The 25,616-nt window shown below is 70.1% G+C and carries 27 protein-coding genes; 13 read left to right on the forward strand and 14 right to left on the reverse strand.

Features of this window, described 5'->3' with window-relative positions:
• The first annotated feature begins 179 nt into the window (after positions 1-179).
• Complete coding sequence (locus CNO20_RS23180) at positions 180-623, forward strand: DUF8106 domain-containing protein (RefSeq protein ID WP_199174703.1); 444 nt, start codon at positions 180-182, stop codon at positions 621-623.
• 208 nt (positions 624-831) lie between these two features.
• On the opposite strand, the gene eif1A is transcribed toward CNO20_RS23180, so the two are convergent.
• Positions 832-1,116 (reverse strand): translation initiation factor eIF-1A, encoded by a 285-nt coding sequence (gene eif1A / locus CNO20_RS03030; RefSeq protein ID WP_101294530.1) that lies wholly within the window; start codon positions 1,114-1,116, stop codon positions 832-834.
• Positions 1,117-1,284: 168 nt separating this feature from the next.
• Between eif1A and CNO20_RS03035 the strand changes: the two genes are divergently transcribed.
• Positions 1,285-2,184, forward strand: coding sequence for an aldo/keto reductase (locus tag CNO20_RS03035; protein ID WP_101294531.1), 900 nt, complete (start codon positions 1,285-1,287; stop codon positions 2,182-2,184).
• A gap of 57 nt (positions 2,185-2,241) precedes the next feature.
• On the opposite strand, the gene CNO20_RS03040 is transcribed toward CNO20_RS03035, so the two are convergent.
• Together CNO20_RS03040 and pdhA are read right to left on the reverse strand one after the other, a co-directional pair.
• Positions 2,242-2,652: a CBS domain-containing protein gene (locus tag CNO20_RS03040; RefSeq protein ID WP_101294532.1), complete on the reverse strand. Its 411-nt coding sequence runs from the start codon at positions 2,650-2,652 to the stop codon at positions 2,242-2,244.
• A 119-nt stretch (positions 2,653-2,771) separates the two neighbouring features.
• The gene (pdhA, locus tag CNO20_RS03045) at positions 2,772-3,890 is read right to left on the reverse strand and encodes a pyruvate dehydrogenase (acetyl-transferring) E1 component subunit alpha (RefSeq protein ID WP_101294533.1); all 1,119 of its coding nucleotides are present in this window, start codon (positions 3,888-3,890) and stop codon (positions 2,772-2,774) included.
• 446 nt (positions 3,891-4,336) lie between these two features.
• Between pdhA and CNO20_RS03050 the strand changes: the two genes are divergently transcribed.
• From CNO20_RS03050 to CNO20_RS03060, 3 genes are all read left to right on the forward strand, one after another.
• Entirely contained in the window at positions 4,337-5,257 is a 921-nt protein-coding gene (locus CNO20_RS03050; protein WP_101294534.1) for a hypothetical protein, read from the forward strand.
• Between the two features lie 2 nt (positions 5,258-5,259).
• On the forward strand, positions 5,260-6,990 hold the full coding sequence (locus CNO20_RS03055; RefSeq protein ID WP_101294535.1) for a GMC family oxidoreductase N-terminal domain-containing protein: 1,731 nt from the start codon (positions 5,260-5,262) through the stop codon (positions 6,988-6,990).
• A gap of 65 nt (positions 6,991-7,055) precedes the next feature.
• The gene (locus CNO20_RS03060) at positions 7,056-8,561 is read left to right on the forward strand and encodes a tetratricopeptide repeat protein (protein WP_101294536.1); all 1,506 of its coding nucleotides are present in this window, start codon (positions 7,056-7,058) and stop codon (positions 8,559-8,561) included.
• 28 nt (positions 8,562-8,589) lie between these two features.
• On the opposite strand, the gene CNO20_RS03065 is transcribed toward CNO20_RS03060, so the two are convergent.
• Positions 8,590-9,243 carry a helix-turn-helix domain-containing protein gene (locus tag CNO20_RS03065; protein WP_101294537.1) on the reverse strand — a complete coding sequence of 218 codons (654 nt, stop codon included), beginning with the start codon at positions 9,241-9,243 and terminating at the stop codon, positions 8,590-8,592.
• Positions 9,244-9,584: 341 nt separating this feature from the next.
• Here CNO20_RS03065 and CNO20_RS03070 point away from each other — a divergent pair, with 341 nt between their 5' ends.
• From CNO20_RS03070 to CNO20_RS03075, 3 genes are all read left to right on the forward strand, one after another.
• Positions 9,585-10,784: an alpha/beta hydrolase family protein gene (locus CNO20_RS03070; protein ID WP_101294538.1), complete on the forward strand. Its 1,200-nt coding sequence runs from the start codon at positions 9,585-9,587 to the stop codon at positions 10,782-10,784.
• A 67-nt stretch (positions 10,785-10,851) separates the two neighbouring features.
• Entirely contained in the window at positions 10,852-11,028 is a 177-nt protein-coding gene (locus CNO20_RS22885; RefSeq protein WP_158237357.1) for a hypothetical protein, read from the forward strand.
• Complete coding sequence (locus CNO20_RS03075) at positions 11,025-11,801, forward strand: cupin domain-containing protein (RefSeq protein WP_101294539.1); 777 nt, start codon at positions 11,025-11,027, stop codon at positions 11,799-11,801. Before CNO20_RS22885 ends, CNO20_RS03075 begins: the two co-directional genes overlap by 4 nt.
• A gap of 8 nt (positions 11,802-11,809) precedes the next feature.
• Here the strand turns inward: CNO20_RS03075 and CNO20_RS03080 are convergent, their stop codons facing one another.
• Together CNO20_RS03080 and CNO20_RS03085 are read right to left on the reverse strand one after the other, a co-directional pair.
• Positions 11,810-12,418, reverse strand: coding sequence for a hypothetical protein (locus CNO20_RS03080; protein ID WP_101294540.1), 609 nt, complete (start codon positions 12,416-12,418; stop codon positions 11,810-11,812).
• 102 nt (positions 12,419-12,520) lie between these two features.
• Positions 12,521-12,910 (reverse strand): pyridoxamine 5'-phosphate oxidase family protein, encoded by a 390-nt coding sequence (locus CNO20_RS03085; RefSeq protein WP_101294541.1) that lies wholly within the window; start codon positions 12,908-12,910, stop codon positions 12,521-12,523.
• Between the two features lie 169 nt (positions 12,911-13,079).
• Between CNO20_RS03085 and CNO20_RS03090 the strand changes: the two genes are divergently transcribed.
• On the forward strand, positions 13,080-14,132 hold the full coding sequence (locus CNO20_RS03090) for an MBL fold metallo-hydrolase (protein WP_143423138.1): 1,053 nt from the start codon (positions 13,080-13,082) through the stop codon (positions 14,130-14,132).
• Positions 14,133-14,192: 60 nt separating this feature from the next.
• On the opposite strand, the gene CNO20_RS03095 is transcribed toward CNO20_RS03090, so the two are convergent.
• The 5 genes from CNO20_RS03095 to CNO20_RS03115 form a co-directional block, all read right to left on the reverse strand.
• Positions 14,193-14,555 carry a HalOD1 output domain-containing protein gene (locus tag CNO20_RS03095; protein ID WP_101294543.1) on the reverse strand — a complete coding sequence of 121 codons (363 nt, stop codon included), beginning with the start codon at positions 14,553-14,555 and terminating at the stop codon, positions 14,193-14,195.
• 128 nt (positions 14,556-14,683) lie between these two features.
• Entirely contained in the window at positions 14,684-15,343 is a 660-nt protein-coding gene (locus CNO20_RS03100) for a helix-turn-helix domain-containing protein (RefSeq protein ID WP_101294544.1), read from the reverse strand.
• A 92-nt stretch (positions 15,344-15,435) separates the two neighbouring features.
• A complete protein-coding gene (locus CNO20_RS03105; protein WP_101294545.1) occupies positions 15,436-16,518 on the reverse strand; it encodes a right-handed parallel beta-helix repeat-containing protein in 1,083 nt (360 codons plus the stop codon).
• 168 nt (positions 16,519-16,686) lie between these two features.
• Complete coding sequence (locus tag CNO20_RS03110; RefSeq protein WP_101294546.1) at positions 16,687-17,175, reverse strand: universal stress protein; 489 nt, start codon at positions 17,173-17,175, stop codon at positions 16,687-16,689.
• 122 nt (positions 17,176-17,297) lie between these two features.
• Positions 17,298-18,482 carry a copper resistance D family protein gene (locus CNO20_RS03115; RefSeq protein ID WP_101294547.1) on the reverse strand — a complete coding sequence of 395 codons (1,185 nt, stop codon included), beginning with the start codon at positions 18,480-18,482 and terminating at the stop codon, positions 17,298-17,300.
• A gap of 409 nt (positions 18,483-18,891) precedes the next feature.
• On the opposite strand from CNO20_RS03115, the gene CNO20_RS03120 reads away from it, so the two are divergent.
• The gene (locus CNO20_RS03120) at positions 18,892-19,545 is read left to right on the forward strand and encodes a helix-hairpin-helix domain-containing protein (protein ID WP_101294548.1); all 654 of its coding nucleotides are present in this window, start codon (positions 18,892-18,894) and stop codon (positions 19,543-19,545) included.
• 155 nt (positions 19,546-19,700) lie between these two features.
• Positions 19,701-20,525 (forward strand): alpha/beta fold hydrolase, encoded by an 825-nt coding sequence (locus tag CNO20_RS03125; protein ID WP_101294549.1) that lies wholly within the window; start codon positions 19,701-19,703, stop codon positions 20,523-20,525.
• Between the two features lie 28 nt (positions 20,526-20,553).
• Here CNO20_RS03125 and CNO20_RS03130 read toward each other — a convergent pair whose 3' ends face one another.
• Positions 20,554-21,375, reverse strand: coding sequence for an SDR family oxidoreductase (locus CNO20_RS03130; protein ID WP_101294550.1), 822 nt, complete (start codon positions 21,373-21,375; stop codon positions 20,554-20,556).
• A gap of 191 nt (positions 21,376-21,566) precedes the next feature.
• Here CNO20_RS03130 and CNO20_RS03135 point away from each other — a divergent pair, with 191 nt between their 5' ends.
• Positions 21,567-22,556 (forward strand): alpha/beta fold hydrolase, encoded by a 990-nt coding sequence (locus CNO20_RS03135; RefSeq protein WP_101294551.1) that lies wholly within the window; start codon positions 21,567-21,569, stop codon positions 22,554-22,556.
• A 33-nt stretch (positions 22,557-22,589) separates the two neighbouring features.
• Here CNO20_RS03135 and CNO20_RS03140 read toward each other — a convergent pair whose 3' ends face one another.
• Positions 22,590-23,690, reverse strand: coding sequence for an alpha/beta fold hydrolase (locus CNO20_RS03140; protein ID WP_101294552.1), 1,101 nt, complete (start codon positions 23,688-23,690; stop codon positions 22,590-22,592).
• Positions 23,691-23,883: 193 nt separating this feature from the next.
• Between CNO20_RS03140 and CNO20_RS03145 the strand changes: the two genes are divergently transcribed.
• Positions 23,884-24,231 (forward strand): KTSC domain-containing protein, encoded by a 348-nt coding sequence (locus CNO20_RS03145; protein ID WP_101294553.1) that lies wholly within the window; start codon positions 23,884-23,886, stop codon positions 24,229-24,231.
• Positions 24,232-24,300: 69 nt separating this feature from the next.
• Here CNO20_RS03145 and CNO20_RS03150 read toward each other — a convergent pair whose 3' ends face one another.
• Complete coding sequence (locus CNO20_RS03150) at positions 24,301-25,608, reverse strand: putative sodium/potassium/calcium exchanger (RefSeq protein ID WP_101294554.1); 1,308 nt, start codon at positions 25,606-25,608, stop codon at positions 24,301-24,303.
• Between the last annotated feature and the right edge of the window lie 8 nt (positions 25,609-25,616).

Below are 25,616 nucleotides of genomic sequence, written 5' to 3' on the forward strand. Positions count from 1 at the left end.
CGCGTGCTCGGTTCGTCGGGCGCGTCGTCCCTCCCGTCGAACGGGAATCGGGCGGGACCGAATCGACCGCCGGCGACGGCGTTCGCCCGTATATGCGAGTCTCGATAACGGGTACCACTCTAGGTCATCTAGCTCCATTAACCACCACCGCTTTGTGGTCCACCCGACGACCACCACCTATGAGCGACGAGCCGCCACAGACACCTCCCCCGACGCGAAAGTCGACCCTCTTCTGCCAGGTCTGTCGACACGCGAGCCTCGTCGACGGCGACTGGCGACTCCGTTCCGCGGCGGACGGGACCGTCCGTTACGTCTGTCCCGAGTGCGAACACGTGATAGCCGAGCGACCGTCGTTCGGGGATGAGAAGGCGACCGACGGGCGGGGGACCGACCGCGACTGGGATCGCGAGGAGGGCGCGGCGGCCGCGGTACCGTCGCCGGCGACGCTCTTCGACCCGGCGCGGTGGGGCGTTCGGTCGCCGTTCGTCGCGGTCTGGGCGACGTACGCCGGCCTGGGAGCCCCCGCGAGGGCGGCGACGGTAGCGTACCTCTCTCTCGTCACGTACAGCGCGCATCTGGTGACGGGTCGGCGCGTCACTCCGCGAAACCGGCGCGGTGGCTGACACCGGCGAACCCACGACGGGTCGTCCGAGGGGGCGACGGTACGTCGGGTAGCGTCCCCGCTACCGGACCGCCGCCGGGGCGATCCGACGCTTTCGACGGCTCTACGCACTCGCTATCTCGCTTCGGCTCCGGCCGACGATCTCCGGCTACCGCTGGCGGATGACCGCAGTCGACGAACCCGACGAGGAAGCCTCGTCCCCGGGAAAATTACTGAATGTGACCTTCGCGGCGGAGCTGGTCCGCGTCCTGACCGGTGTAGCGCCACTCGATGTTGGCCTTCTCGTCCTGCCAGTCCCACGGTTCGACGAGGACGACGTCGCCCTCGTTGATCCAGGTCCGGTACTTCATCCTGCCGGGGATCCGCCCCATCCGCTCCTCGCCGTCCTCGCAGCGGACGCGGACGTGGTTCCCGCCGTTGTGTTCGGTTACGACCGCGAACAGCTCGTCCTTGTTGGGCATTCGGAGGTTCCGACGCCCCGTTTCTTCGCTCACATCCCTCATATGCGGTGCGCCCATTTAAGTTATCGGAGACTCGCGGTACCGTTTGTCACGCCGGTCGGACCGGCGTCTTCGGGGAACCGACGCGCCGACGGATTCGGCCGACGCGGGAGGTCGAATCGGCGGGCGTAGAGTTTTGTGTTCGCCACCCCGTGACACGCTATGGACACCCGACCGCTCGGAGAGACGGGCCACGAGAGCTCGATCCTCACGTTCGGCGCTATCGCGCTCGACTTCCTCGATCAGGAGGACGCTGATCGGATGGTCGAAGACGTCCTCGCCGCCGGCGTCAACCACTTCGACGTCGCGCCGACGTACGGCGACGCCGAACTGAAACTCGCGCCCAAGCTGAACGAACGCCGCGACGAGATATTTCTGGGCTGCAAGACCCAGGAGCGCACCTACTACGGCGCGTGGGGCGAGCTCCACCGCTCGCTCGATCGCCTCGGCGTCGACCACATCGACCTGTACCAGTTCCACGCGCTCACCCGGTACGACGAACTCGACGCCGTCACCGGCGAGTACCGGCCGGAGATGGCGCAGGATCACGACGAGGGCGCGCTCGCGGCGTTCAAGGAGGCGAAAGACGAGGGGATCATCGGTCACATCGGCCTGACGAGCCACGGCGACCCGAGCGTCGTTCGGACGGCGATAAAGCGCATTCCGGAATTGGAGACGGTGATGTTTCCGTTCAACTACACGCTGGACGCCAAGGAGGGGCCGGAGTACGACTACCGCTCGGTCCTCGACTTCGCGCGCGAGCGCGGCCTCGGCACGCTCTGCATCAAGGCGTTCGCCGAGCGACCGTGGCCCGAGAGCGTTCCCGAGGGCGAACGACCCTACGGCACCTGGTACCAGCCCTACGACACGCCCGAGGAGATCGAAGCGTGCCTCCGCTACGCGCTCTCACAGGGGATGACCTCCGTTCCGAGCGCGGGAGACCCCCAACTCGTCCCGGCGATCCTGGAGGCCGCGCGGACGTACGAGGAGATGGACGCCGACGAGCAGGAACGCCTCCGCGAGTCCGCGCGGGACGCGGATTCGCCCGTCCCCAGCCCGTGACGCCCGCCCCCCGTCCGCGAGTGCGGCCGGTCGGCGGGAAAGGCGTCCGCGCGTCGGTCAGGACGAGCTCGGCGCCTCGGCGTGCGAGAGGTACGACGTGAGGTCCGTCGTCGTGATCATGCCGATCACCCCCTCCGTCTCGTCGACGACCGGCACGTGATGGAACCCGTGTTCGATCATCGCGTCCGCGACGTCGGTGATCGGTGCGTTCGCCGTGGTCGTGACGACGTCCGTGCTCATGTACGCCGCCACCGTCTCGTCGGACCGCGACCGCCCCTCGGCGGCGATCCGAACGAAGTCGGTCGCGGTCAGGATCCCCTCTAGACGGTCCTGCGCGCCCGCGACGACGACCGATCCGATGCCGTGCTCCAGCATCGTCTCCGCCGCGCGTTGCACCGGCGTGTCCGGGGAAACGGTCCGCACGGGAGAACTCATGAGGCGACCGACGAAGACGTCCGTATCTGTCATACGTCGCTCACGAACGCGACACTGATAAGAGTTGTCGTGAGGGCGCTCGCCGAGCGCCGTCCGCCGGTCGTCGAACAACCGGACGAACGGCCGCGGGCGACCGGACCGACGCGACGACGTTACTCGTCCCCGCGGCGGATCGCGTCCCCGTACTCCCCGTAGAGTCGTCGGAAGGAGTCCCGCTGCTCGCGGAGGCCGTCCGTCATCTCGGCGAAGACGTGCTCGAACATCTCGTCGGGGTTCGCCTCGTAGTTCTCGACCCGTTCGACCGCGCGCGAGAGCGTCGCCTCGATCTCGTCTTCGATCTCGTCGACGCGTTCGTCGTCGAGCCGTCCCGTGTCGCGCAGGAACGATTCGAACCGCGCGATCGGATCCTTCGCCTTCCAGCGTTCGACCTCCGCCTCGTCGCGGTACGCCGACGGATCGTCGGCGGTCGTGTGCGCGCCGAAGCGGTACTGCACGGCTTCGACGAGCGTCGGTCGGCGCTGTCCGTCCCCCGGATTCCGCGCTTTCTCGCGTGCGGCCCGGACGACCGCGTACGTCGCGAGCGGGTCCATCCCGTCGACTCGGACGCCCTCGAACCCGTAGGCGACGGCTTTCTGCGCGAAGGTTTCGCTCGCGGTCTGCCGCTCGGCGGGGGTCGAGATGGCCCACCCGTTGTTGTTGCAGACGAACACCGCCGGGACGTCGAACACGCCGGCGAAGTTCATCGCCTCGTGGAAGTCCCCTTCGCTCGTCGCGCCGTCGCCGAAGTGCGCGACGGCCACGCGGTCGTCGCCTTCGAGCTTCGCCGCCCACGCCGCGCCGACCACGTGCGGAAGGTGGTCGCCGATGGTGATGTTGAGCGGGAGCACGTTGAGGTCCGCGAGCGCCTCGTTGCCGCGCTCGTGGCCCGCCCAGTAGAGCAGGTACTCCCACGGGAACCCCCGCGCGACGACCGCGCCGTGCTCGCGATACTGGTAGGAGATGAGGTCCTCGTCGTCGAGGGCGTACGTCGATCCGATCTGCGACCCCTCCTGCCCGGCGAGCGACGAGTAGGTGCCGATGCGGCCCTGCCGCTGGAGGCTTATCGCCCGCTCGTCGAACCGCCGACAGAACCGCATGTCGCGGTACATCGAACGCAGCGTCTCGTCGTCGAGCTCCGGTACGACGTCCGGCGCGACGACCGTTCCGTCGGCGTCGAGAATCCGCACCGGCTCCTCCGCACCGCCCGTCAGCAGGTCGCGCGCCCCCGTCATGTGTTCGCTTCTCAAAGCGGCGAGCGGACATATGAAACGTCGGGTTGCGCCGCCCGGTCGTGTTCGGATACGCAGTCGCCGCGAGGAGTTCCATCGGGGACCACCAGAAAGCCCTCGTCCTTTCAATCTACCAGGCTGACGGCTGAGCGACTCCACGAAACCGCCGGCGGTAACGTCCGTCTCTGAACAGTGCCGCGCCGCCCGCTCTCGTCCGCATCGCGGCGGCGCTCGCTCGCCGCGACGCGGACCGATCCGCATCGTCGCGACGCGCCTTCCGGTGCGGCCGGCGCGACCGGTGCGACGGTTCCGAGAGGACAGCGGTCGGCCGTTCGCCGGGCGAGATCTCTCCGCGCCGTCCGTTCGAGTCGAATTAAATCACTTTTTAATTAACCGAATAGATTCGGCCGAAGCGATAAATCTCGATCTGTGATACCAAGTGGCACAACATGCGCAAGACCGAACGCGAGCCGACCGGGATCGCGCGGCGCTCCGTGCTGCAGGGGGTCGCCGCCCTCGGCGGGCTGGGGATGGTACCGGCGAGCGCCGTCGCCGAGGCGGGCGCGGCGACGGATCCGCACACGAAAGACACATACCGCGCCGTCGCGGACGCGATCGTCCCGTCGACGCCGGAGCTGGCCTCCGAACTGGGGGAGGCGCACGAACCGGGCGCGCTGGCGATCGACCTCGAAGAGTACCTCATCTGGTCGTTCAACAACTTCCACGAGGTGCACGTCGGACTCGTCGACGGCGCGCTCGACACGCTGGTGCGCGCCGCCGATCTCGACGCCGACGTCGGGGTCGTGATCCGGTTCGAGGTGAACACGGGCGTCCTCTCGGGCGAGTTCGAAGTCGTCGTCGAAACCGAGGGCGGGACGTTCGAGCGGACGCGGGCGAACTACCCCTACGCGGAGGCCGTCGCGCTCGCCCTCGACGTGGTCGCCGCCGAGTTCGTCGCGCGGGGGAAGAACAGGCGCGAGCCGAGCCTCAACGAGCGATTCCCCGCGGGCGGCGTGTTCACCAAACTCGCGCCTCGCGATCGGCTTCGGGTCGTCGAGTCGATCATCGAGGGGAGCGTCGTCGACGAACTCGACGACGCGCTCGACGACCTCCTCCCGCACGTCGGCATCCTCAAGTTCGTCTCGTTCGGCCTGAACGCGTTCGTCCAGTTCGGCTACTACAGCGAGTGGTCGGGGTACGGCGAGACGAAAACCGACCCGCCGAACGAGCGAGTCCTCCGGCGGGAGGTCCAGAGCCACGCCCAGACCGGCTATCCGGGACCGTCGCCGGGGTACGCGGCCCTCCGGGACTTCCCGGGCGACGGCGTGTTCGAACTGAACGAGGACGGATTCGCGGAGAACGAGTACTGACCATGGCCGAATCGAAACACGACGTCGTCGTCGTCGGCGCGGGCGGCGACGGTCCGGCGCTGGCGTGGAAACTCGGGCAGTACGGGCTCGACGTGCTGGTTCTCGAAGCCGGACCCTGGCACGGGAACGAAAAGTGGGAGCGCCCCCACGAGGAGCCCGGCGCGACGCAGAGCTCCGACCCCGCCGACCTGAACGGGCGGCTGATGGACGAGCAGCTCAACCGCCGCGAGCAGGCGACGAACGACCCCGTGGCGGGGAAGCTCCGGGTCGGCCCGGCCGATCGGAGCCGGGCGCCCTGGTTCCGAAACCAGCCGCAGAACATGTTCATCTGGCAGGTCGCCGCCGTCGGCGGGACGACGATCCACTACTTCGGGAACCACCCCCGGTCCTATCCGCTCGCCATCGACGAGCAGGGCCACTGGCCGATCGACTACGCGGACCTCGTCCCGTACTACCAGCTGCTCGAAGCGGAGCTCCCGGTCCTGCCGGCCCCGACGACGGACAAGGAGGCCCTCTTCTACCACGGCGCGGCGGAGGCGGGGTACGAGCTCCTCGACGAGAAGAACGTCGTCGCGGAGGGGTACCGCCCGCAGCCGAACGCGATCGCCCACCCCGACGAGAAGCTCCGCGTCGAGAACAACTACGAGGGCGACTTCACCTACCCGGACGTGGAGGGGTCCACGCTCTCGGGCCACCACTTCCAGGGCGGGTCGCTGCCGCTCGACGCGCCCGTCAGGGAGAAGGCGCGCAAGTCGAGCAACGTGAGCTGGGTCCCGCGGGCGCTGGACACGGGGAACGTGACAATCCGGCCGAACACCTTCGTCACGAACGTCGTGACGGAGGGGATCCTCGGGGCGCCCGCGGCGACCGGCTTCGAGTACCGGGACACGTGGACCGGCGAGACCGGGACGATCGACGCGGAGGTCGTCGTCATGGCCGGCGGCTGCATCGAGACGCCCCGGCTGTGGCTCAACTCCGATCTGCCCGAAAACGAGTGGGTCGGAAAGGGCCTCACCACGCACTGGTTCGACTGGGTCGTGGGCGTGTTCGACGAGGAGGCCATCCGGGAGGCGATCGGTTCGGACACCGTCCGCCCCTACGTCGGGCAGAACTCCGCGGCGCGGTTCGACAAGCCGGGCGTCGGCGGCCTCGAGAGCATCGGCATGAGTCCGGCGCTGTCGGCGTTCGCGCACTACGCGTTCAGCCGGGCCGGCTACAACTTCGACACCGTCGTCGACGACGACGCGCCGTGGGACACCCGCGGTCGCCTCAACGACGCGAACCTGAAGCGGAAGATGGCGGACTACGAGCGGACGATCGGGGTCCTGGTGCTCACTGACGACCTCCCGCGGAAGAACAACGGCGTCGAACTCGACCCGGCGTTCGAGGACGAGCACGGGCCGGTGCCGCTCGTCCAGTGGGAGCCGCACCCCGACGACGACGAAAAGCGCGACGAGCTCGCCGAGGTCGCGGCCGACATCCTCCGGGGCGCGGGGGCGCACCACGTCCACCGGTCGGACTGGCCGCCTCTGCTCTTGCACATGCAGAGCTCGATGCGGATGGGGAAGGTCGTCGACGAGAACTGCGAGGCGTACGACGTCGACCGGCTCTTCGTCGGCGACCACAGCGCGATGGCCAACGGGGGCGGCGGGCCGAACCCCACGCACACGGGGCAGGCGCTCGCGCTGCGGACGGCTGACAGGATCGTGGAGCTGTACTTCTCCGACCGCTGACCGGCCGGCGCGCTCCCCGCTCGGTATCGCCTTCGACCGCTCTCCGAGACGATCGGCATTCGACGATGTTTCGAGACGATATACCCGAACTCGACACGAACCGACCACGCCCCTCGCACGCCGACGCGGACGCCCGAGCCGTCGCCGCGCTCCGCCGGGGCGACGCCCGGACGGCGATCGACCGCCTCACCGAACTGCTCGACGAGGACCCGGACCGCGTCGCCGCGCTCGTCGTTCGCGGCCGCGCCCGCCTCGCCGCCGGGGAACTCGACCGCGCCCTCGACGACCTCGATAGAGCGCTCGAACTCGACCCGGAGCGCGCCGAGACCCACGTCGACCGCGGGAACGCGCTCGCCGAGCGCGGCGAGTACGGCCGCGCCGTCGAGTCGTACGACCGCGCGATCGAACTCGACCCGGCGAACGCGCGGGCGCACCACAACCGCGGCAGCGCGTACGTCGCCTTCGGCGACGCGCGGGAGGTGATGGCGAACTACGACCGCGCCGTCGAACTGGACCCGGCGGACGCCGAGGCGCACTACAAGCGGGGCACCGCGCTCGCGCTCGCGGGCGACCACGACGCGGCGATCGACGCGTTCGACTGCGCGGTCGAGCACGAACCGGCGCACTCGCAGGCGTACAACGCGCGGGGCGTCTCCAGGTGCGAAACCTCGGGACCGGCCGACGCGCTCGCCGACTACGCGCGGGCGATCGACGCCGACCCGACGAACGCGGACGCCTACTACAACCGGGCGATCGCCCGCGCCCGCCTCGGGCGGGTCGACGGCTCGAACGACGACCTCGACCGGGCGATCGAACTCGATCCCTCGTACGCCGACGCGTACCTCGAACGGGGGAACGCCTACGCGAAGCAGGGCAGCCACGAGCGGGCGATCGAGGACTTCGCCCGCGCGGCCGAGGACGACCCGTCGGATCCGAGACCCCGGTTCAATCTCGGCGCGTCCCGCGAGGCGGTCGGCGACCCCGAGGGCGCGATCGAGTCGTACCGGGCGGCGCTCGACCGGGCGACGAAGCTCCCGGACCGCGGTCGCCGCGTCCACGGCGCGCTGGCGGCGCTTCACCTCGACCGCGGCGATCGGGAGCGACACGAGCGCCACCGGTTTCGGTACGCGCTCCTCGCGTTCGTCCGGCGGGACGTCTGGGCCGGGTTCTCGGCCGCGGCGCGGACGCTCGACTCCGGGATCGAGGCCGGCGTCGAGCGGTCGGACAGGCGGCGCAGGGCGGCCGTTCTCGTCCTGCTCGGCGGGTGGTTCGCCGACCGCGCCGGTCGGTACCGGCTTCCCGAGATCGAGGCGGTCCGCGATTCCGCGCGCGAGATAGTCGAGGAGGAGTCGGCGAAACTGTCCGGGGAGAGCGCGCTCCTGCGGGATATCAGCGGCGGGGGGCGGGAGCGGATTTCCGCTCGACGGGTCGAAGCCGCGCTCGACCGCGCGGGGGCGATCGACGTCGACGCCGCCGTCGAATCCGACGACGGGGAGGCGCTGTACGTCCGGGCCGCGGGAGAGCTTCTCGAACACCTCCGGGTGTACGTCGATGTCGACGGGGAGCGGTGACGCGTCAAAGCGGGGGGGGGCGGGGCGGTCACCGCCGAAGTTGCGACAGCACCCGCGATTCGACCTTCCGGAGGTGTTCGTTGACGGTGCTCGGCGCGCACCCCAGCCGCCGCGCGATCTCCTGGTGGGTGGTCCGCCGGGGGATCTCGTAGTAACCCATCTCCAGCGCGGTCTCGACGACCTCCAGCTGGCGGTCCGTCAGCTTCGAGCGGACGTACCTGCTGTCCGAGTGGTACTGACCGACCTGCTCGATCGAGACGTCGACGGAGTCGGGTATCCCCTCGACCGCGCGCCGGAGCGTCTCGTGGGAGCCGATGAGCGTCGTCCGCAGTCCGCCGCGCCCGGTGAAGACGATCGGCGTGTCGATCATGAGCGCGTGCTCCTGAAAGAGCATCATGAGCGACCCGGCCGGTTCGCCGGGCCGCACGTGGACGTAGAGGTGAAACGCGTCTGCCTCCGTGTAGAGCACGTCGTGGGCGATGAGGTCCTCGTGCGCTCCGAGGGCGTCCGCGAGGCGCTCGCGGTCGCCCCGAACGCTGTAAACCATCACCCCCGTTCCGTTGGAGAAGGCGTTGACGTACAGAAGCGCCTGCCGCTCGATCGTCGGTCGAGCCGCGAGCATCCTGTCGACCGGGTGGATGCCCCCTTCCGCCGGGCGTAGCGTGACGGTGAAGTACTTCATCGGACAGTCGGAACCTCCGGGACGGGCATTCTGTAGCCGGTACCGCCGCGAGGGCGTCGCGTCCGTCCGTTCGATCGGACGACGCCGGTTTTCGCGTTCGACACGACGCCGCCTTCCGCGTTCGGCACGACGACGCCGACTTTCGCCCGTTCGATGCGACGACGCCGGCCGTCGCCCGGTTCGTCGGGTACCGACGTGCAACGACGTGCGCGGAATAAAATCTATTCGAACGAGAGTTACCATTAGGGAGTACAGTTAAGTAAACTCCCTCACCCTCCTCGGTCGAACTCGCGGGCGGTGGCGCTCCGAAGCGTTATCGTCCCGATGCGTGTACGGATCGCATGCGCGTCCACTTCGACGATCCGACATTCGACTACCAGACGCTCAGGGCGATCTCCTACGGCACCTACGGCGGCGCCGAGCCGGGGGAGTGCCTCGCGACGGTCGAGCGGATCGACGAAGGCGACTTCGAGGCCTGGCACGCGGAGTGGCGGCGGACCGCAGATCGAGTCGCGGCCCTCGCCGAGGACGCCCGCGGGGACGGGCGCGACGAGACGGCCCGGGGCGCGTTTCTCAGGGCGCACAACTACTACCGGACGGCGGAGTTCTTCCTCACGGGCGACGACGCGAGGCGCGCGCCGACGTACGAGCGGAGCAGGGAGGCGTTCCGGCGCGCGCTCGACCTGCTCGGCGCGCCGGTCCGCCGGGTCGAGATTCCCTACGAGGGCGCCGCGCTGCCGGGCTACCTGTTCGAACCCGAAGCGGACGGCCGTGACGGGCCGCGGTCGACGGTCGTCTGCGTCGGCGGGTTCGACTCCGTGGCGGAGGAGCTGTACCTCCTCTGCGGCGTCCCGGCCGCCCTGGAGCGGGGGTACGCGTGTCTGCTCTTCGACGGCCCGGGACAGGGCGCGCCGCTCCGGTTCGGGGGACTCAACGCTCGACCGGACTGGGAGGCGGTCGGCGGGCCGGTCCTCGACTTCGTCGCGGATCTACCGGCGGTCGATCCGGAGCGCATCGCGCTCGTCGGCGCGAGCATGGGCGGCTACTACGCGCCGCGGATCGCCGCGTTCGACGACCGCGTCGCGGCCTGCGTCGCGTTCGACCACTGCTTCGATCTCTGGTCCGCGGCCGCCTACGGGCAAGAGCGGACCGCGGCGCTCGTCGCCCGCGCGCCGGACGCCTTCGTGAACGCGCTCGCCTCCCTCGGTGCGCGGTTCGATCCCGGCGCACGCTGGCGGCTCGAAAACTCTCGCTGGGTGTTCGGGACCGACGCGGCCGGGCTCCGCGAGACGCTCCGGGAGTACTCGCTTCGAGGCGTCGCGGACCGGATCGCCTGCCCGACGCTCGCGCTCGCGGGGGAGGACGACCACCTGATCCCGCTGCCCCTCGTCTACGAGTTCGCCGACGCCGTGGCCGGGCCGACGACGGTCCGGGTGTTCACGGCCGAGGAGGGCGCGGGCGAGCACTGCCAGCTCGGGAACCTCTCGCTCGCCCACGGCGCGATCTACGACTGGCTGGACGAGGTTCTCTCGGCGGGGTGAGGACGGACGAGGGGCGGGCGTCGAACCGCCGGACGCCTTTTCTACGCGGGCGACCGTAGCGTCCGCCATGATCGCCCTCTCGGAGGACGGGACGACCGTCCGCTGTGCGAGCTACGGGGCCGTCGAGACCGGCGTCGCCCTCTGCGCCGACGAGGATCGGGGTGCCGACGGAGAAAAACGCGGGAAACGAGGCGTTCGGGCGGCTCTCGTTCCCGGTGACGACGCGGAGGGTCCGAACCCATGACCGGCGATCCCGACGTGAGCGTCGTCGGCCCGGGCGACGTCGAATCGCGAGCCGCGTCCGTCGCGGGCAGGACGCGGGAGACCGTCTTCGAGGCGGACGAGGCGCTCCTGGCGCGGATTCGTCTGCCCGGCGGCGGCGAATCGGAGTGGCACGCACACGGCGAGCGCGAGGCGTACGGCGTCGTCGTCGAGGGTCGCGCTCGGATCGAGTACGGACCCGACCGCGCGGACGCGATCGACGTCGGGGTCGGCGAGTTCTTCCGCGTTCCGGCGGGAGTCGTCCACCGCGACGCGAACCCGAGCGACGACGAGTGCGTCGCCCTCGTGGCGTTCGTCGGGCCCGGCGACGGGGCGGTCGACGTCGCCGCCGAGGAACCGCCGTCGGAGGCGTCCCACCCGGCTCCGCGGGCGGCGGGCGAGGACGACCTCGTCCCGACCGCGCGGCTCAAAAACCTGACCCGCCTGACGCCGTTCCCGGACGCGCCCGTCCAGCAGGTTCGGGGCCACGCGAGCGGGCGCGTCGAGTCCGACTGGCACCACCACGGCGACAACGACGTCTTCGGCCACGTCCTCGCCGGCGAGGGGTACGTGGAGTGGGGCCCCGGCCCGGACGAGCGAAAGCTGGCTCGCGCGGGCGAGTTCTTCCGCGTTCCGGCGGGGGTCGTCCACCGCGACGTGAACCCGAGCGACGACGAGCAGGAATACGTGCTCTGGCTCACCGGCTCCGAGCCGCGGACGGTACGCGTCGACGGGCCGGAATCCGGGAGCGACTGACCCGGCAGTCACCGACGGCGCACCGTCCCGGCCGCCTCCCGGAGCGGTCCCGAGGACGGCTCCCCGCCGTCGAGCCGCGCCTGGTGCTCCATGACCAACTCCTGGACTTCCCGCGGATACCTCGCGTAGTCCGCGATCGGCCCGTACAGCCCGATAGTGTCGTGCAACCGTTCGTCGTCCGGATCCGAGCGGTACGCGACGAACGCCGCGGCGAAGGGGACGAGCGTGAACAGGTAAATCGCCATCCACACGAGCGCGATTCCCGCGAACAGGGTCGGCGACAGGTCGACGCTCCCGAGGAGGACGAACACGGCGAGAAAGAGACACAGCGAGGCGCTGCCGACGGAGACGAACGCCCACCGTCGCAGTTCGGGTCCCCGGCCGAGCGTCCGGATCGGGACGGACTCGGAGTACTGGAGGACGACCTGGAGGGCGATGGCCAGCGCGGGCAGCAGCAGCGCCACGAGTTCGAGCACGGTGAGGACGACGTCCACCCGTTCGTGATCGACGGGGATTCCGCCCTCCAGCAGGAACCCCCTGAGCGCGATCAGGAGCACCGCCGGTACCGCCGCGATCAACCACCGCCTCGAAACCGTCGGTCCCCTCATCTCCGTCACCTTACGGTCACTACCGCGCTCACGGCTATATCTTCGCTGGAGGGCGCACCGATCGGGCTCCTCCGGCCTGCGGCGACACCTCTGAGAGCCGGTACCGCAGTCTCAGTACAGCCGGCACGTCGCGGATCCGACCGCTATCCGGACGAGCGCGTTCTCGGCGTAGGCCGTCTCGCCGGCGCCGTACTTGGCGTTGATCCGCCGGGCGGCCGCCCGCGTCTCCCCCTCGTCCTCGACGACCGTCGCCGTTCCCTGGATCGCGACCATCCACTCGGTCCGACCCCCGGTGTCCTTCTGGATCGAGAGGGCGACCCGCGGGTTCCGCCGGACGTTCGCCAGCTTCCGCCCCGACGTGAGAATCTCGACGGTCCCGTCCGCGTAGTCGTACCACACGGGCGCGACGTGGGGGCGGTCGTCCACGCTCGTCGCCAGGTGAGCCATTACCCGCGCGTCGGCTATCAGTTCTTCCACCTCGGGCGGCACCGTGTGGGACATGTTCCGACGGTCGTCTCAGAGCGCGAAAAGCGTTTTCGCCCCCGGCGGGGAATCGGGTCGAACTCCCGGGAGACGCGGACTGTCGGCGGCCGATCGACGCGGCCGGGGGACGTATCCGACGCCGGTCCGTAGGTGCGGCGGACGGACCGTGACCCGAACGCCGCCATCCGTGAGGCACGCCGACCTATCGTTCACTCCGGTCTGGAGCGACTCGCTCGGGGCGAAGACGACCTGCTGCTACGTCGAGACGCCCGACCTCTCGATCTGTGTCGACCCCGGCGTCGCCGCGATGCAGCCCTCCTATCCGCTGTCGGCCGCCGAGAAAGCGCGCCGCGAGCGGGAGGCTCGACGGGAGATCGAACGGGCGGCGTCGCGGGCGGATCACGTCGCGATCTCCCACTACCACTACGATCACTACCTGCCGGATCCCTCGCTGTACCGGGACGCGGAACTCTGGCTCAAGGATCCGAACCGCTGGATCAACGATTCGCAGCGCGAGCGGGCCGGGGAGTTCCTCGCCGCGCTCGCGGCCGATCGCGGCGTCGAGCTGACGGAGACGCCGCCGCGACAGCGGGCGTTCGACGACCCGCTCTCCGACCTCCCGCACGCGACGGGGAAGGACTTCGGCGGCTATCAGGCCCGCAGGGAGGAGCTGCTCGAAACGTGGCGCGGGAGGTTCCGCGGCCGCGCGGAGCGGTGGGCGACGGAGCCGTGGGTCGAGGAGCCCCCCTTCGCCCGGTTCGCGGACGGGCGCTCGTTCGAGCGGGGCGGGACGCGCGTCCGGTTCCACGGACCGCTGTTCCACGGGATCGAGTACGCGAGCACCGGGTGGGTGTTCGCGACCGTCGTCGAGACTCCGGAGGCGAAGTTCGTCCACTCGTCCGACCTCGAAGGGCCCGTCGTCGAGGACTACGCGGACTGGCTGGTCGAGGAGGACCCCGACCTCGTCTTCCTCGACGGCCCCGCGACGTACCTGCTCGGCTACGTGGTCAACCGAACGAACCTCCGTCGATCCGTCGACAACGCCCGGCGGATCGTTCGGGAGGCGGAGCCCGAGCTGCTCGTCTGGGATCACCACCTGCTCCGGGACCGGCGCTACCGGGAGCGAACGTCGTCGTTCTGGGAGCTGGCGTCGGAGGGGTACGACGTCCGGACCGTCGCCGAGCTCCGCGGCGTCGACCCGCTCGTCGACCGGCTCTCGGAATCCGACGGCGGGGCGTGACCGCGGCGGTGTCCTCCCGTCACCCGCACCGGCCGCCGGTGCGCACTCGCGCCGCGCGAGTCAGGCGTCGAACGTCCCCGGCGCGGCGACGGCGACGGAGCGAGTGCCCTCGACGCGGATTTCGTACCCTCGGGTCCAGAATGTCAGGCGTCCGCCCGAACGGGGCGTCCCGTCGTACCTGTCCCCGAATATCGCGTCCAGCGCGTCGGCGTTGATCGCGTCGAACACCGGATCCATCTCCGTTGGATCGAGGCCCTCCGCGCGGGCGACCGCCATCGCAACCGCCTCGCTGACGGATTCGTGCTCGTCGATCTCACGCCGGACCAGGGCGGTCGACTCTCCGTTCGCTGCGCTGCGCTCCGTTCCGTCGCGTCCGCCGTTCGGATTCGGTGTGGCGTGCGCTCGTTCGTCGTCTGTTTCCATGGTTGGCAGAACCGAACCGGGGCGATCCCCCGGCCGGACGTCTCACGGGGTACAGTTCCGCTTCCACCCTGTTGGACCTATCCGTTCACCCCTGAAGGGGTTCATGTACTCGACGTCGTTCCTCGGCGTCAGTGCGTCACCGGTCGCTCCGCGAGGCCGGTGTGTTCGATCAGCGCGGACTGCGCCCGCCGGATCCGCCCCGCGACGGCCCGGGGCGAGATGCCGAGCGCCCGGGCCAGTTCGTCGAGGGTCGCGCCGCGGGGCTCGTCGAAGTACCCCTCCCGGTATGCGACCGCCATCGCCTCGCGCTGTTCGGGCGTCAGTCCGTACCCGCGCTCCCGCCGCGGCTCCGGCGACGTCGACACCCGACGGAGGTCGATCGGGACGCCGTGTTCGCGGCAGAACTCCTTGAACGCGCTCGCCGCGTCGGCGTCGCCGAAGCGCACCTCGAACGTCCACTCCACGCAGGTCGCCCTGGCTTCCAGAATCGTGCCGTCGGTCCGCGTGATCCCGCGCAGCGTCCCCGCCGCGTCCCGGTTCCACTCGGCCGAGTACAGCGCGCCGTCCTCGACGCGCTGGATGGGGGTGAGCCGATCGATGGCGGGCTCTTCGCGCGCCGACGCCTCGAACGCGCCCGTATCGTCGCCCCAGACCCAGAAGAACGGCATCACGGTGTTCTCGGTCGGGATCACCCGATCCAGTTCGAGCGTCATGTCGGGGTCGCCCCCGAGCGATCGTCCCAGCGCGCACGCCTGCGCGGGAACGCAGAACGTAACGACGACGGTCATACCTCTATCTACGTCCGACGCCATATACTATTATTTGCGAACGCGGCTGTGTTACCGTCGTCCCTGACTGTGGCTTCTCCCGATCCGCCCCGTCACCCCTCCCCCGGCGCGCGCTCGTCGCGCTCGCCGCCCCGCCCTTCGATGATCCCGCCGCGCCGGTTGGACCGGACGTCGTTGTTCGAGAGGCGGTTGTCGCGGGAGTCGAGGAGGACGATCCCGCGCAGGTTGTCGGCGACGGTGTTGCCGACGATCGCGTTGCCGTCGCTGGAGATCAGGAGGATCCCCTCGGCGCGGCTGTCGGTGACGACGTTGTCGGCGACGGTGTTGTTCGCGCTGAACCGGAGCCGGATCCCGACGGCGTTCCCGGCGGCGGTGTTGTTCGAGAGCGTGTTGTTCTCCGAGCCGTCCGCGAGCATCACCCCGTAGAAGCGGTTTGAGAGCCTGTTGTCCGCGAGGACGTTGTCGTCGGCGGCGGACAGCCACGCCCCGGCGATCCGGTTGCCCTCGGCGGCGGTGCCGCGGACCGCGTTCCCGTCCGCGGAGACGAGCGCGAGGCCCATCTGGTTCCCGCGGACGGCGTTGTTCGAGAGCTCGTTGCCGCCCGCGCCGCCGACGAGGTGGATCCCGAACAGCGCGTTCGACGCGGCGGTGTTGTTCGACAGCCGGTTGCCGTCGCTCTCGTCGGCCACCTCGACGCCGTGGACGGCGTTCCCCCGGGCGACGTTGTCGACGAGGTCGTTGCCGCTCGAATTGACGAGGAGGACGCCGATCCGGTTGTCCGCCGTCGTCGTTCCGGCGATCCGACCGCCGTCGGCGCTGACGTAGCGGACGCCGTCGTCCCAGCCGGTGACCTCGACGTTCCTGACTGTCACGTTCGAGACGGGGCGCTCCCACGACCCGGCGACGATCCCCGCCGTGCCGAACGACCCGACGCCGTCGACGCGGTGGCCCCCTCCGTCCAAGACCACGTCGCTCGTCCGGATTCTGATGCACCGGCCGGCCTCGGCGTCCTCGATGTCGGCTGTGAGCTCGTACCGACCGGGTTCCGTGATCTCGGTGCAGGAGTCGATCCCGGCGTCGCTCTGCCCGGCGTCGGGGGGAACGACGGACTGGCACCCGGCCAGGAGCAGGAGCGCGCACGCGACCGCGGCCGCGAGGGGACGATCGATCTGCATGTGCCGAGGGTTCGATTCCGCGGCCCTTGGTCGTTCGTGTCGGGCCGCGTCGTTCGCGTCCCGTCGGACGCGGCTCGTCGACCGCCTCCGAGCGGAGCGACCGGCGCGGCGTTTCGGTTCGCCGACCGGCGGGGCGGGCGAGACGGCGTTCGCTCCCCTCCGCTCGAATCAGGTGATGTACCGCCGCTGTTCCTCGGGAACGTCCTCTTCGAGGGCGTCGACCGCGGATTCGCTCATCCGCACCGTGAGAACGGGCACGCGAGCGTTTCGAACGACCTCCTCCGCCACGCTCCCGAGGATCCGGTGGGCCTCTCCCGACCGCCCGTGCGTCCCCATGACGATGAGGTCGACCCCGCTCTCGTCGGCGTACGAGAGGATCTCCTCGTGCGGTATCCCGTGACGGACTTCCCCCTTCACCTCGACGCCGAGCGCCTCGGCCCGCTCGGCGATCCGGTCAACCGCGTCCGCCCCCGCCCGTTGGAGCGCCCGCGCGACCTGCTCCTGCATCTCCTCGGGGAGCGCGCCGTAGGTCCTGACGTCGACGACGTAGAGCGCGTGGACCGTCGCGCCGGCTATCTCCGCCTGAGACAAACACTGACGGAGCGCGATCGTCGTGCCCGCGCTCCCGTCCGTCGGGAAGAGTATGTCGTCGTACATCCGATTCGGCGCGTGCTCACCCGTGTCGTACTAGGCGGTATAAGGGATAAGTACAGCGGCGGTGCGTTCGCCGCCGGCCGACCGGCGGGGGGAGACCGGGCGTCGGGAGCCGCGGAAGGCGCTCACCGCTCGTGGGCCGTGAACTCGCCGACCTCGTATCCGAGCGCCAGCGCGCCGGTGACGGCGATACCGAGCGCCCCGAACCGCAGGAGCGCCGTGAAGCCGGTCGTGACCGCGCGCTCCGCGGGTCGCTGCACGAGCGTCTGCTCTGCGACCCGCGAGACGAAGGTGAGCGGGACCCCGCTTTTCGCGCTCAGCAGCTCGTACGACGGCGTCAGGGCCGCGGTGAGAAAGACCGAGACCAGCAGCACGACGATGAGAACGGCCAGTTCCACCCGGACCGACCGCACGAACCACTCCACCGCCCGGCGCGGATCGGGGCCGGCGGGACGCCCGTAGACGAGGAGCCCCGGCAGTCGGCGGGCGAGACCGCCGTCGTCGGTCCCGTCGGCCGCCCGGAGGATCCGGCGGTGGAGGACGACGCGGTTGAGCCCCCCGAGCCCCGCCGCGACAAGGACGAGCGCGATTTTGATCGACAGGACGATTCCGTACGTGGTCGAGTGGAGCGCGTCCACGGCGGGCACGTGCCAGGCGACGATCACCGTGCCGGTGGCGAACGCGAGCGTGACGCCGGCGACCGCGACCATCGAGAACCGCCGGATGAGACCCGCCGCGACCCGGCTCAGGTCTCTGTGCCACTCCTCGGGGAGCAGCGACGGGAGCGCCGCGACGACGACGAGCCCGCCGACCCACAGCGCCGCCCCGGTCATGTGGCCGAACTTCATCAGGATCGCGGTCGACGCGTCCGAGACGGCGGTCGAGTGACTCCGCCAGCAGAGCGCGAGAAGCGCGAGAAGGGACCCGCCGAGGACCGATCCGAGCCAGTACCGCAGTCGAAGCCGCTCCGGGCGGCGGGACCTGATCGCGGTTGCCCCGCCGAGGGCGAGGATCGCGCCCGATTGAACGACCCAGGCGCGCCCCGGCTCGGTCACGAGCGTCCAACGGAGCGGGTCGACCGGCTGCGGGGCGGACGCCGCCCGAAAGAGGGCGAGCCCCGTCGCCGACGACAGCGCGGCGACGAGCGACCAGCCGACGAGCCGCACGGCGACGCGCTCGGCCCTCCCGGCGTCGATTCCGCGTTTCCGCATCTCGGGAAACACCACGAACTGGAAGGTGGCGGTCGCGCCGATCAGGACCATCAGTGCCGTCACCAGCACGCCCCGGAGAGCTGGTTCGACGGGACTCATTCCGCCCGTTCCACCTCCGGCGAGCTTCCGCGTCCCGGGGCGGTGCGTGCGTGATCGTTCGACGCTGTCGCCCGGCCGTCCTCGTCCGCAACCGGGCTCGAATCGCGCGATTTTGGTACGATCCTAGTAGGCTTCTGTGGCATGCTCGGAGGGTCGCTCTCGGGGCCTCTCACTTTATCTGGCGACACCGGGTTTCCGCCCGTAGAACGGTTTCGGGCGCTTCACGCCGTTTCGAGGGGAGACACGCGTTTCGACCCTCGAAACACGTTCGTCGAGTCCGACGCGTCACCGGGTTCTCGACTCGCGGTCGACGGCGAGCAGTCGGGGATCCGCCCGCCCCGGCACCGCCAATCGAAGCGGGGAGCGGAACACCGGGAGCCTCTTGGACGCGGGCGGCGTACCGCGGCGCATGCGCGTCTCGGTGAGGGTCGACGATCGGGAGCCGCCATCGCTCGTCGAGGAGGTCCGCGCCCACCCGGACGTCGAGGACGTGACCGTCGTGCGCCTCCCGGCGGGCGACGTCGCGGTCGACGGCGTCGGGTTCGAGCGGAAGACGCTCCGCGATTACGTCTCCTCTGCGTTCGCGCGCTCCGGGACCGACCTCCGGGAGCAGATCGAGCGGCTGAACGCGCGGTACGGGTACTCCTACGTGCTCGTCGAGGCTGACCTCTCCGACACCGAGACGATTCGATCGGGCGTCTCTCCGGCCTCGATCCGGGGATCGATGGCGTCGATCACCGCCCGCACCGGAACGCCGGTGATCCCCTGTTCCGACCGGCGGCTGCTCGTCGACTTCGCCGTCCGCCTCGGTCGGAAGCACCTCGAAGACCCCTCCGAACGCCGGCTGAACGGCGGCGCGGTGACCGACCCCCGCGAACCGACGCCCAAGCGGATGTACGGCTGCATCGACGGCGTCGGTCCCGAGATCGCCACGACGCTGTACGAGGCGTACCCGACCGTCGAATCCCTGCTCGCCGCCGCGCCGGAGGAGTTGATGCGTATCGAGGGCATCGGTCCGAAACGCGCCCGGACGATCCACGCGGCGTTTCGAACCGCCGAGTGACCGTCGGACTCGCCCGCGGCGAGCGCGAGACGCGCGATCTCCGATCCGCTCGGGGCGAGCGACGAGGCCCCGTGCGCCCTCGACGACGGTTCGGTTGCTGCTAGCACGCGTGTAACGGGATTCACGGTCCCGGCGTTCGTACTCGTCGACAACAGATGCCGACGATACAGACCGCGGACGGCGCCGGAGAACTTCACTACGAGAGCCGCGGCGACGGTCCGGCGGTGGTGTTCGTCCACGGCGGGTGGATGAGCGGCGAGATGTGGGACGCGCAGGTCCGGCACTTCTCCGACCGGTACCGGGTCGTGACGATGGACCTCCTGGGGCACGGCGGAAACGGGGCGACGGAGAGGGAGACCTACTCGGTCGACGGGTTCGCCGACGACGTTCGGCTGCTCCTCGACGAGCTTTCGATCGACTCGGCGCACGTCTGCGGCCTCTCGCTCGGGAGCCTGGTAGCGCAGTCGTACGCGATTACCCACCCCGACGACGTCCGCGGGCTCGTCCTCTCCGGCACCATGCGGACGTTCCCCCCGCTGCCGATAACGTCCCTGCAGCAGCGGTTCCTCTTCCCGAAGCTCTGGCTCCGGACGGGGATCAGAACGCTCGGCCCGAGCGCGTACTTCGCCGGGCTGCTGCAGTGGATCCGGACCGCGGAGGGGCGACCCTGGCTCGCGCTCGACGGCGACGCCCGGGCGTACGCGATGGAGGAGGTCGGACGCTTCACGACCGACGAGTTCATCAAGGTGTTCGACTCGCTGTACGAGTTCGAACCGCGCGACGCCTCCGACATCGCCGCGCCGACGCTGATCGTCCACGGCGACCACGAGGCGAGCACGCTCGTCTCCCAGTCGAAACAGCTCGAAGGGACGATTCCGGACGCCTCGCGCGTGACGATAGACAGCGCGGGTCACCTGGCGAACATGGACCGGCCCGAGGCGTTCAACCGGGAGCTCGACCGGTTCTTCGGCGCGATTTAGGCCTGATCGACGCGTCCCGCTCGTCGCCTCAGAGCAGGCGCTGGAGCAGGCTGAACGCCTTGTCGCGGACCCTGGTCGGAACGACGACCCCGAGCGGGAGCACTTTTCCGTAGGGCCCGAGCCGGTACCGGGTGCCGGGATTCGGGTCGCTCGCCGCGTCGGCGATGACCGACGCGACGTCCTCCGGTTGGATCGCGCCTGGGGCCCTGTCGATCGTCCTGCGGCTGCTGTAGAGCCTGTCGAACCACTCGTACGCCCCCGTCCGCTCCCGGTCGTCCTTCCGTCGGAGCGCCGTCTCGCCGAAGCGCGTCTCGACCGGCCCGGGCTCGATCAGCACGACGTCGATCCCGTGGTTCGCCACCTCCGCCCTGAGCGCGTCGCTCATCCCTTCGAGCGCGAACTTCGAGCCGCAGTACGCGCCCTGCCCGATCATCGCCGTCCGGCCGTAGACGCTCGACACGTTGACGATCGTTCCCCCGCCGCGACGGCGCATCGACGGAAGGACGGCTCTCGTGACCCGGTGCGGGCCGAAGGCGTTGACCTCGAACTGCTCTCTGAGACGATCGATCGGTAGCTCCTCCAGGGGGCCGATCTGCCCGTACCCCGCGTTGTTGACAAGGCAGTCGACGCAACCGGCGTCGTCGACGACGTGCTCGACGGCACCTTCCACGCTCGCGTCGTCCGTCACGTCGAGCTCGACCGCCTCGCACCCGAGCGCTTCGAGGTCGGACAGCTCACCCGGATCGGGATCCGTCGCGTACACGTCCCACCCTCGCTCCCGGAAGGTTCTGGCCGTCTCGTGGCCGATACCCGACGAACAGCCGGTGATCACGACCGCGTCTCTCGCCATACCGCTCGTTCGGACCCGCGACAGTTAATCGCCGGTACCGCCGGAACCCGAGACAGTCGTTCCCCGTAACCGGTTCGTGCGACGTTTGGACCCCAGTTTTCATTGAGTATCACCCCGATACTATCGACGGGTGTACCGGGCCGCCCGCCGCGGCGCGACCGCGCTCGGCCGAACCAACCAGGTGGGAACCGATGAACCCGACGTCCACGAGACCGATCGATGAGAGCGCGGTCGACCGAACGCGCGGTCCCGGGGGGCGGACCGACGAGCCCGACATTCCCCCCTCAGGTCGGCTCTCGCGGTTGGCCTCCGCTCGACTCTCGAGGTCGATCGGAGCGCAGCCGTTCGTCCCGCCCGTCTTCGCGCCGACGACGGAAACCGAGCGGGGTCGCCTCCTGGACGAGTATCCGTACGTCCGCGTCGGCGACGGTCCGCGGACGCTCGTCGTCCTCCCCGGGTTCGGCGACGCGATGTTCGACGGCGACTACCCCCCGGCCGCCGCCTGGGCGCTCGGTGCGTACTACCGTCGGCTCGCCGACGAGTACGCGGTCTACCTCCTGAGCCGTCCGCGCGGGCTTCCGGAGGGGCAGACGATCGGCGAGATGGCGGACGGTCACGCCCGCGTGTTCGAGGAGGCGCTCGGTCCGGCCTCCGTGCTCGGCCTCTCGATGGGCGGGATGATCGCACAGCGGTTCGCCGCCCGCCGTCCGGACCTGGTCGAACGGCTCGTGCTGGGCGTCACGGGCGGCCGCGTGGACGAGGAGGGCCGCCCGATCGTCCGCCGGATGGAGCGGGACGCCCGCGAGCGCGACTGGTTCTCGATCCGCGCCGAGCTGGCGAGGCGCATGTTCTCGGACTGGCGGCGGTTCCTGTACCCGCCGATGATCCAGTCCGCCGGGCGTTTCGTCCTCCCGCGGCCGGCCGTGGCGTCGGACGTGTGGGTGTCGCTGCGGGCCATCCTCGAGTACGACGGGACCGATGAACTCGGGGAGATCGAGGTTCCGACGCTCGTCGTCGTCGGGACGGACGACGTCTTCTTCCCGGAGCGCACGCTGCGGGAGACGGCGGAGGGGATCCCGGACGCGGAGCTGCACCTGATTCGCGGCGCGAAACACGGCGCGTTCCACGAGCGGAAACGCGAGTTCGACGCGAGGGTGGCGGCGTTCCTCGACGCGCGGTGAGGCGGCGGGTTCGCGACCCGCGACCGCACCCGGCTACGACCGCCGCGCGAACCACTCGCAGACTCTCGGCCACCACTTCTCGTGCGCCTCCCGCGAGACCGACAGGCCGACGTGCCCGGTCGGAAACTCGATGACCTCCGTGTCCTCGCTCGCGACGGCGTCGAGGAAGGGGAGGCTGGACTCGGCGGGGACGAACTGGTCGTCCCGGCCGACGATCAAGAGCACCGGCGCGTCGACGTTCGAGAGGTCGACCCGGCGGCCGCTCACCGTCAGCTCGTTCTCCATCAGCGCGTTCTCGCGGATCAGCTCGTCGACGAACTGCCGGTACACCTCCCCGGTCACGTCCGGGCCGTCGGCGCTCCAGAGGAGCCGCCGGGCGAAGTGTTCGACGTACTCCTCGTCGTCGAAGCGGTCCCACAGCCGCAGCGGGTTCGCGACGGCGTACTCGACCGGCTTGCGCAGTCCGAACCCCAGATCGAGCAGCGGAGCCGGCACGTTGCCGAGCGCGTCCCTGAACCGGGAGGCGTCCTGCCGCTCTACGATCCCTTTGAGCCGGAACACCCCGCCGTCGACGTTGTAGTCGAGCGGCGGCCCCTGCAGCCCCAGCGTCGCGACTTTTTCGGGGTACAGCGCCGCGTACATCGCGCACAGCGGCGCGCCGGTCGAGTACCCGACGAGGTGAACCCCGTCGGCCCCCGTCTCCTCGCGGGCGGCGTCGACGCAGTTGTCGAGGTAGCGACCGACGTAGTCGTCCAGCCCGACGTGCGCGTCGAGTCTCGACGGGTAGCCCCAGTCGATCAGGTACACGTCGAAGCCCCGTTCGAGGAACCGGCGGATCACGCTCCGATCCGGTTCGAGGTCGACGATGAACGGCCGGTTGACGAACGCGTAGGCGTACAGCACCGGCACGTCGCGCCGCTCCGCCGCGTCGGACTCGTACCGCCGGAGCGCGAGCTTGTTCTCCGCGTGAACGACCTCGTGCGGCGTCTCCTCGATCTCGACGGTCGCCATCCGGCGGAGCCGATCGGGGACGAGGGTCGCCTTCTCGGCGTCCGCCGCCGCCCTCTTCCACGCCTGTCGCTGCAGGGAAAACGGATTCGAGCTCGGGCTAGGGTTAGGATTCGTGGGACTCATAGCTGGGTACTCGGTGGAACCGCTAGGTACGGGCGGCGGGTGCTTGAACGTGGACCCGACCGTCGGAAGACCGGAACCTCCCGCCTCGATCACGGTTCGCCGAATCTGAAAGTCGGCGCTTCGAGCCGATCCGACGGCGCTTCGCGCCGATCCGCCGGAGCGTTGAGGGCGACGAAGCGCGTACCCGGGGACGATGAAGGCAGTCACCGAGAGCGGCCGGGAGATCGAGTGCGCGGAGATCGAAGAGAGCGCCCACGGCGTCGACCTCTACGACGCCGAGCGGAATCGTGTGGGGTACGTGCCCTACGACCGACTCGCGTACGTCGCCGAGATCCGGACGCCGGTCGAGTCGAGCAGCCTCAAGAGCGTCGGGTACGACCCCGACGACGAGACGCTCGAGATCGAATTCCACAGCGGCGGGGTCTACCGGTACCGCGACGTGCCGCGGCGGGTGTACCAGGAGCTCCTCAGCGCGTCGTCGCACGGATCGTACTTCCACGAACACGTCCGGGGGCAGTACGACTACCGCCGGCTCAGGTAAACGCGCCCCGGTCGACACCCGACCGCCGAAAGCGGCCCCTCGCGGTCGGCGGCGGCCCGTCCGCGGATCTCAGGCCGCCCCCCGCCTGTCGAGTTCCTCGATCAGCCGGTCGGCCAGCGACTGTAGCGACTCGTCCGGTAGCTCTCCGAGGTTCGCGGCGATCTCCTCCACCGCCTCGTCCGCCCGCTCGGCGTCAGTCGGCTCCCCGGTTTCTTCGGCCTTCTCGGCCTCCTCGACCTCCTCGGCCCTTCCCGCCTCTTCTGACTCGTCCGGCCCGGCCGACTCGTCCGCGCGGTCCTCCCCCACCGGTCCGTCTGTCCCCTCCGCGTCTTCCGCCTCCTCCCCGTCCTCTGCCTCCTCCCCGGCGCCTTCCGCTTCTTCATCGGCGGGCTCGTCGGCCTCGGCGCTCTCTGCCGACTCGCCGCCCTCGTCGGACTTTTCGTCCTCCCTCGACTCCCGGCCCTCTTCCGCCTCGCCGGCCGCCTCTCCGGTCGCTTTTTCCCCGGCCACCTCCCGCTCTTCGCCCGGTTCGCTCTCCTCTTCGGCCGTCTTCGCCTCCCCCGACTCTTCCGATTCCTCGGACTCTCCCGACTCCTCCGATTCCTCGGCCTCTTGCCCCTCCGCTTCCGTCTCTTCGGATTCCTCTTCGTCTCCACTCCGTTCGGCATCCCCTTCACCTTCCGCGCCCTGGTCCTCCCGCTCGTCCGCGTCGGTCGCTTCCCCCTCCCCCGATCGATCTTCGTCCGCCGATCGGTCGGCCGCAGTTCCGGATTCGGATTCGGTTTCGGATTCGCCGTCCGTCCCGTCCTCGCCGACGCCTTCGATGAGGATCCGCTTCGCCTCCCGCGCGCCCGTCTCGACGGTGTCTCGGAGCTGCTCCGCCTCCGATTCGCCCTCGTCGCTCCCCGGTTCGAGGAACTCCGTCAGTTCGGTGTCCCCGTCCGACTCGACGAGCGAACCGATTGCCTCGCCCAGCGTCTCGCCGAGCCGCCGACCGACGGCCTCGCCGAGCGCCCGGCCGAGCGCGGCGCCGATCGACCGCGCGGCGGAGTCGAGCGTCCCGTCGTCCCCCGCGTCGGCCGCTCGTTCGTCGGATCCGCCCGCCGCCTCGGTTCCGTCGCGGCCGAACGCGGAGGACGCGTACGCCGCGAGTCGGCGGCCGACGGCCTCGCCGATCTCCGCGCCGAGCGCGTCGCCGAGGGTCCGTCCGAGGCGGCCGCCGAACTCGCGGCCGAACGTCTCCCAGAAGATCGCGGTGTCGGGTCCCTCCTCCAGGTCGAGTTCCTCCGAGATCCCTTCGAGGTCGGACCTCGCTCGTTCGAGTAGTTCAACGACGCTGCCTCCGCCGGTCGGCGTTTTGAGATTCTGATCGCTCATGGCGTTCA

Source organism: Halegenticoccus soli, assembly GCF_002844195.1.
Classification (GTDB): Archaea; Halobacteriota; Halobacteria; order Halobacteriales; family Haloferacaceae; genus Halegenticoccus; species Halegenticoccus soli.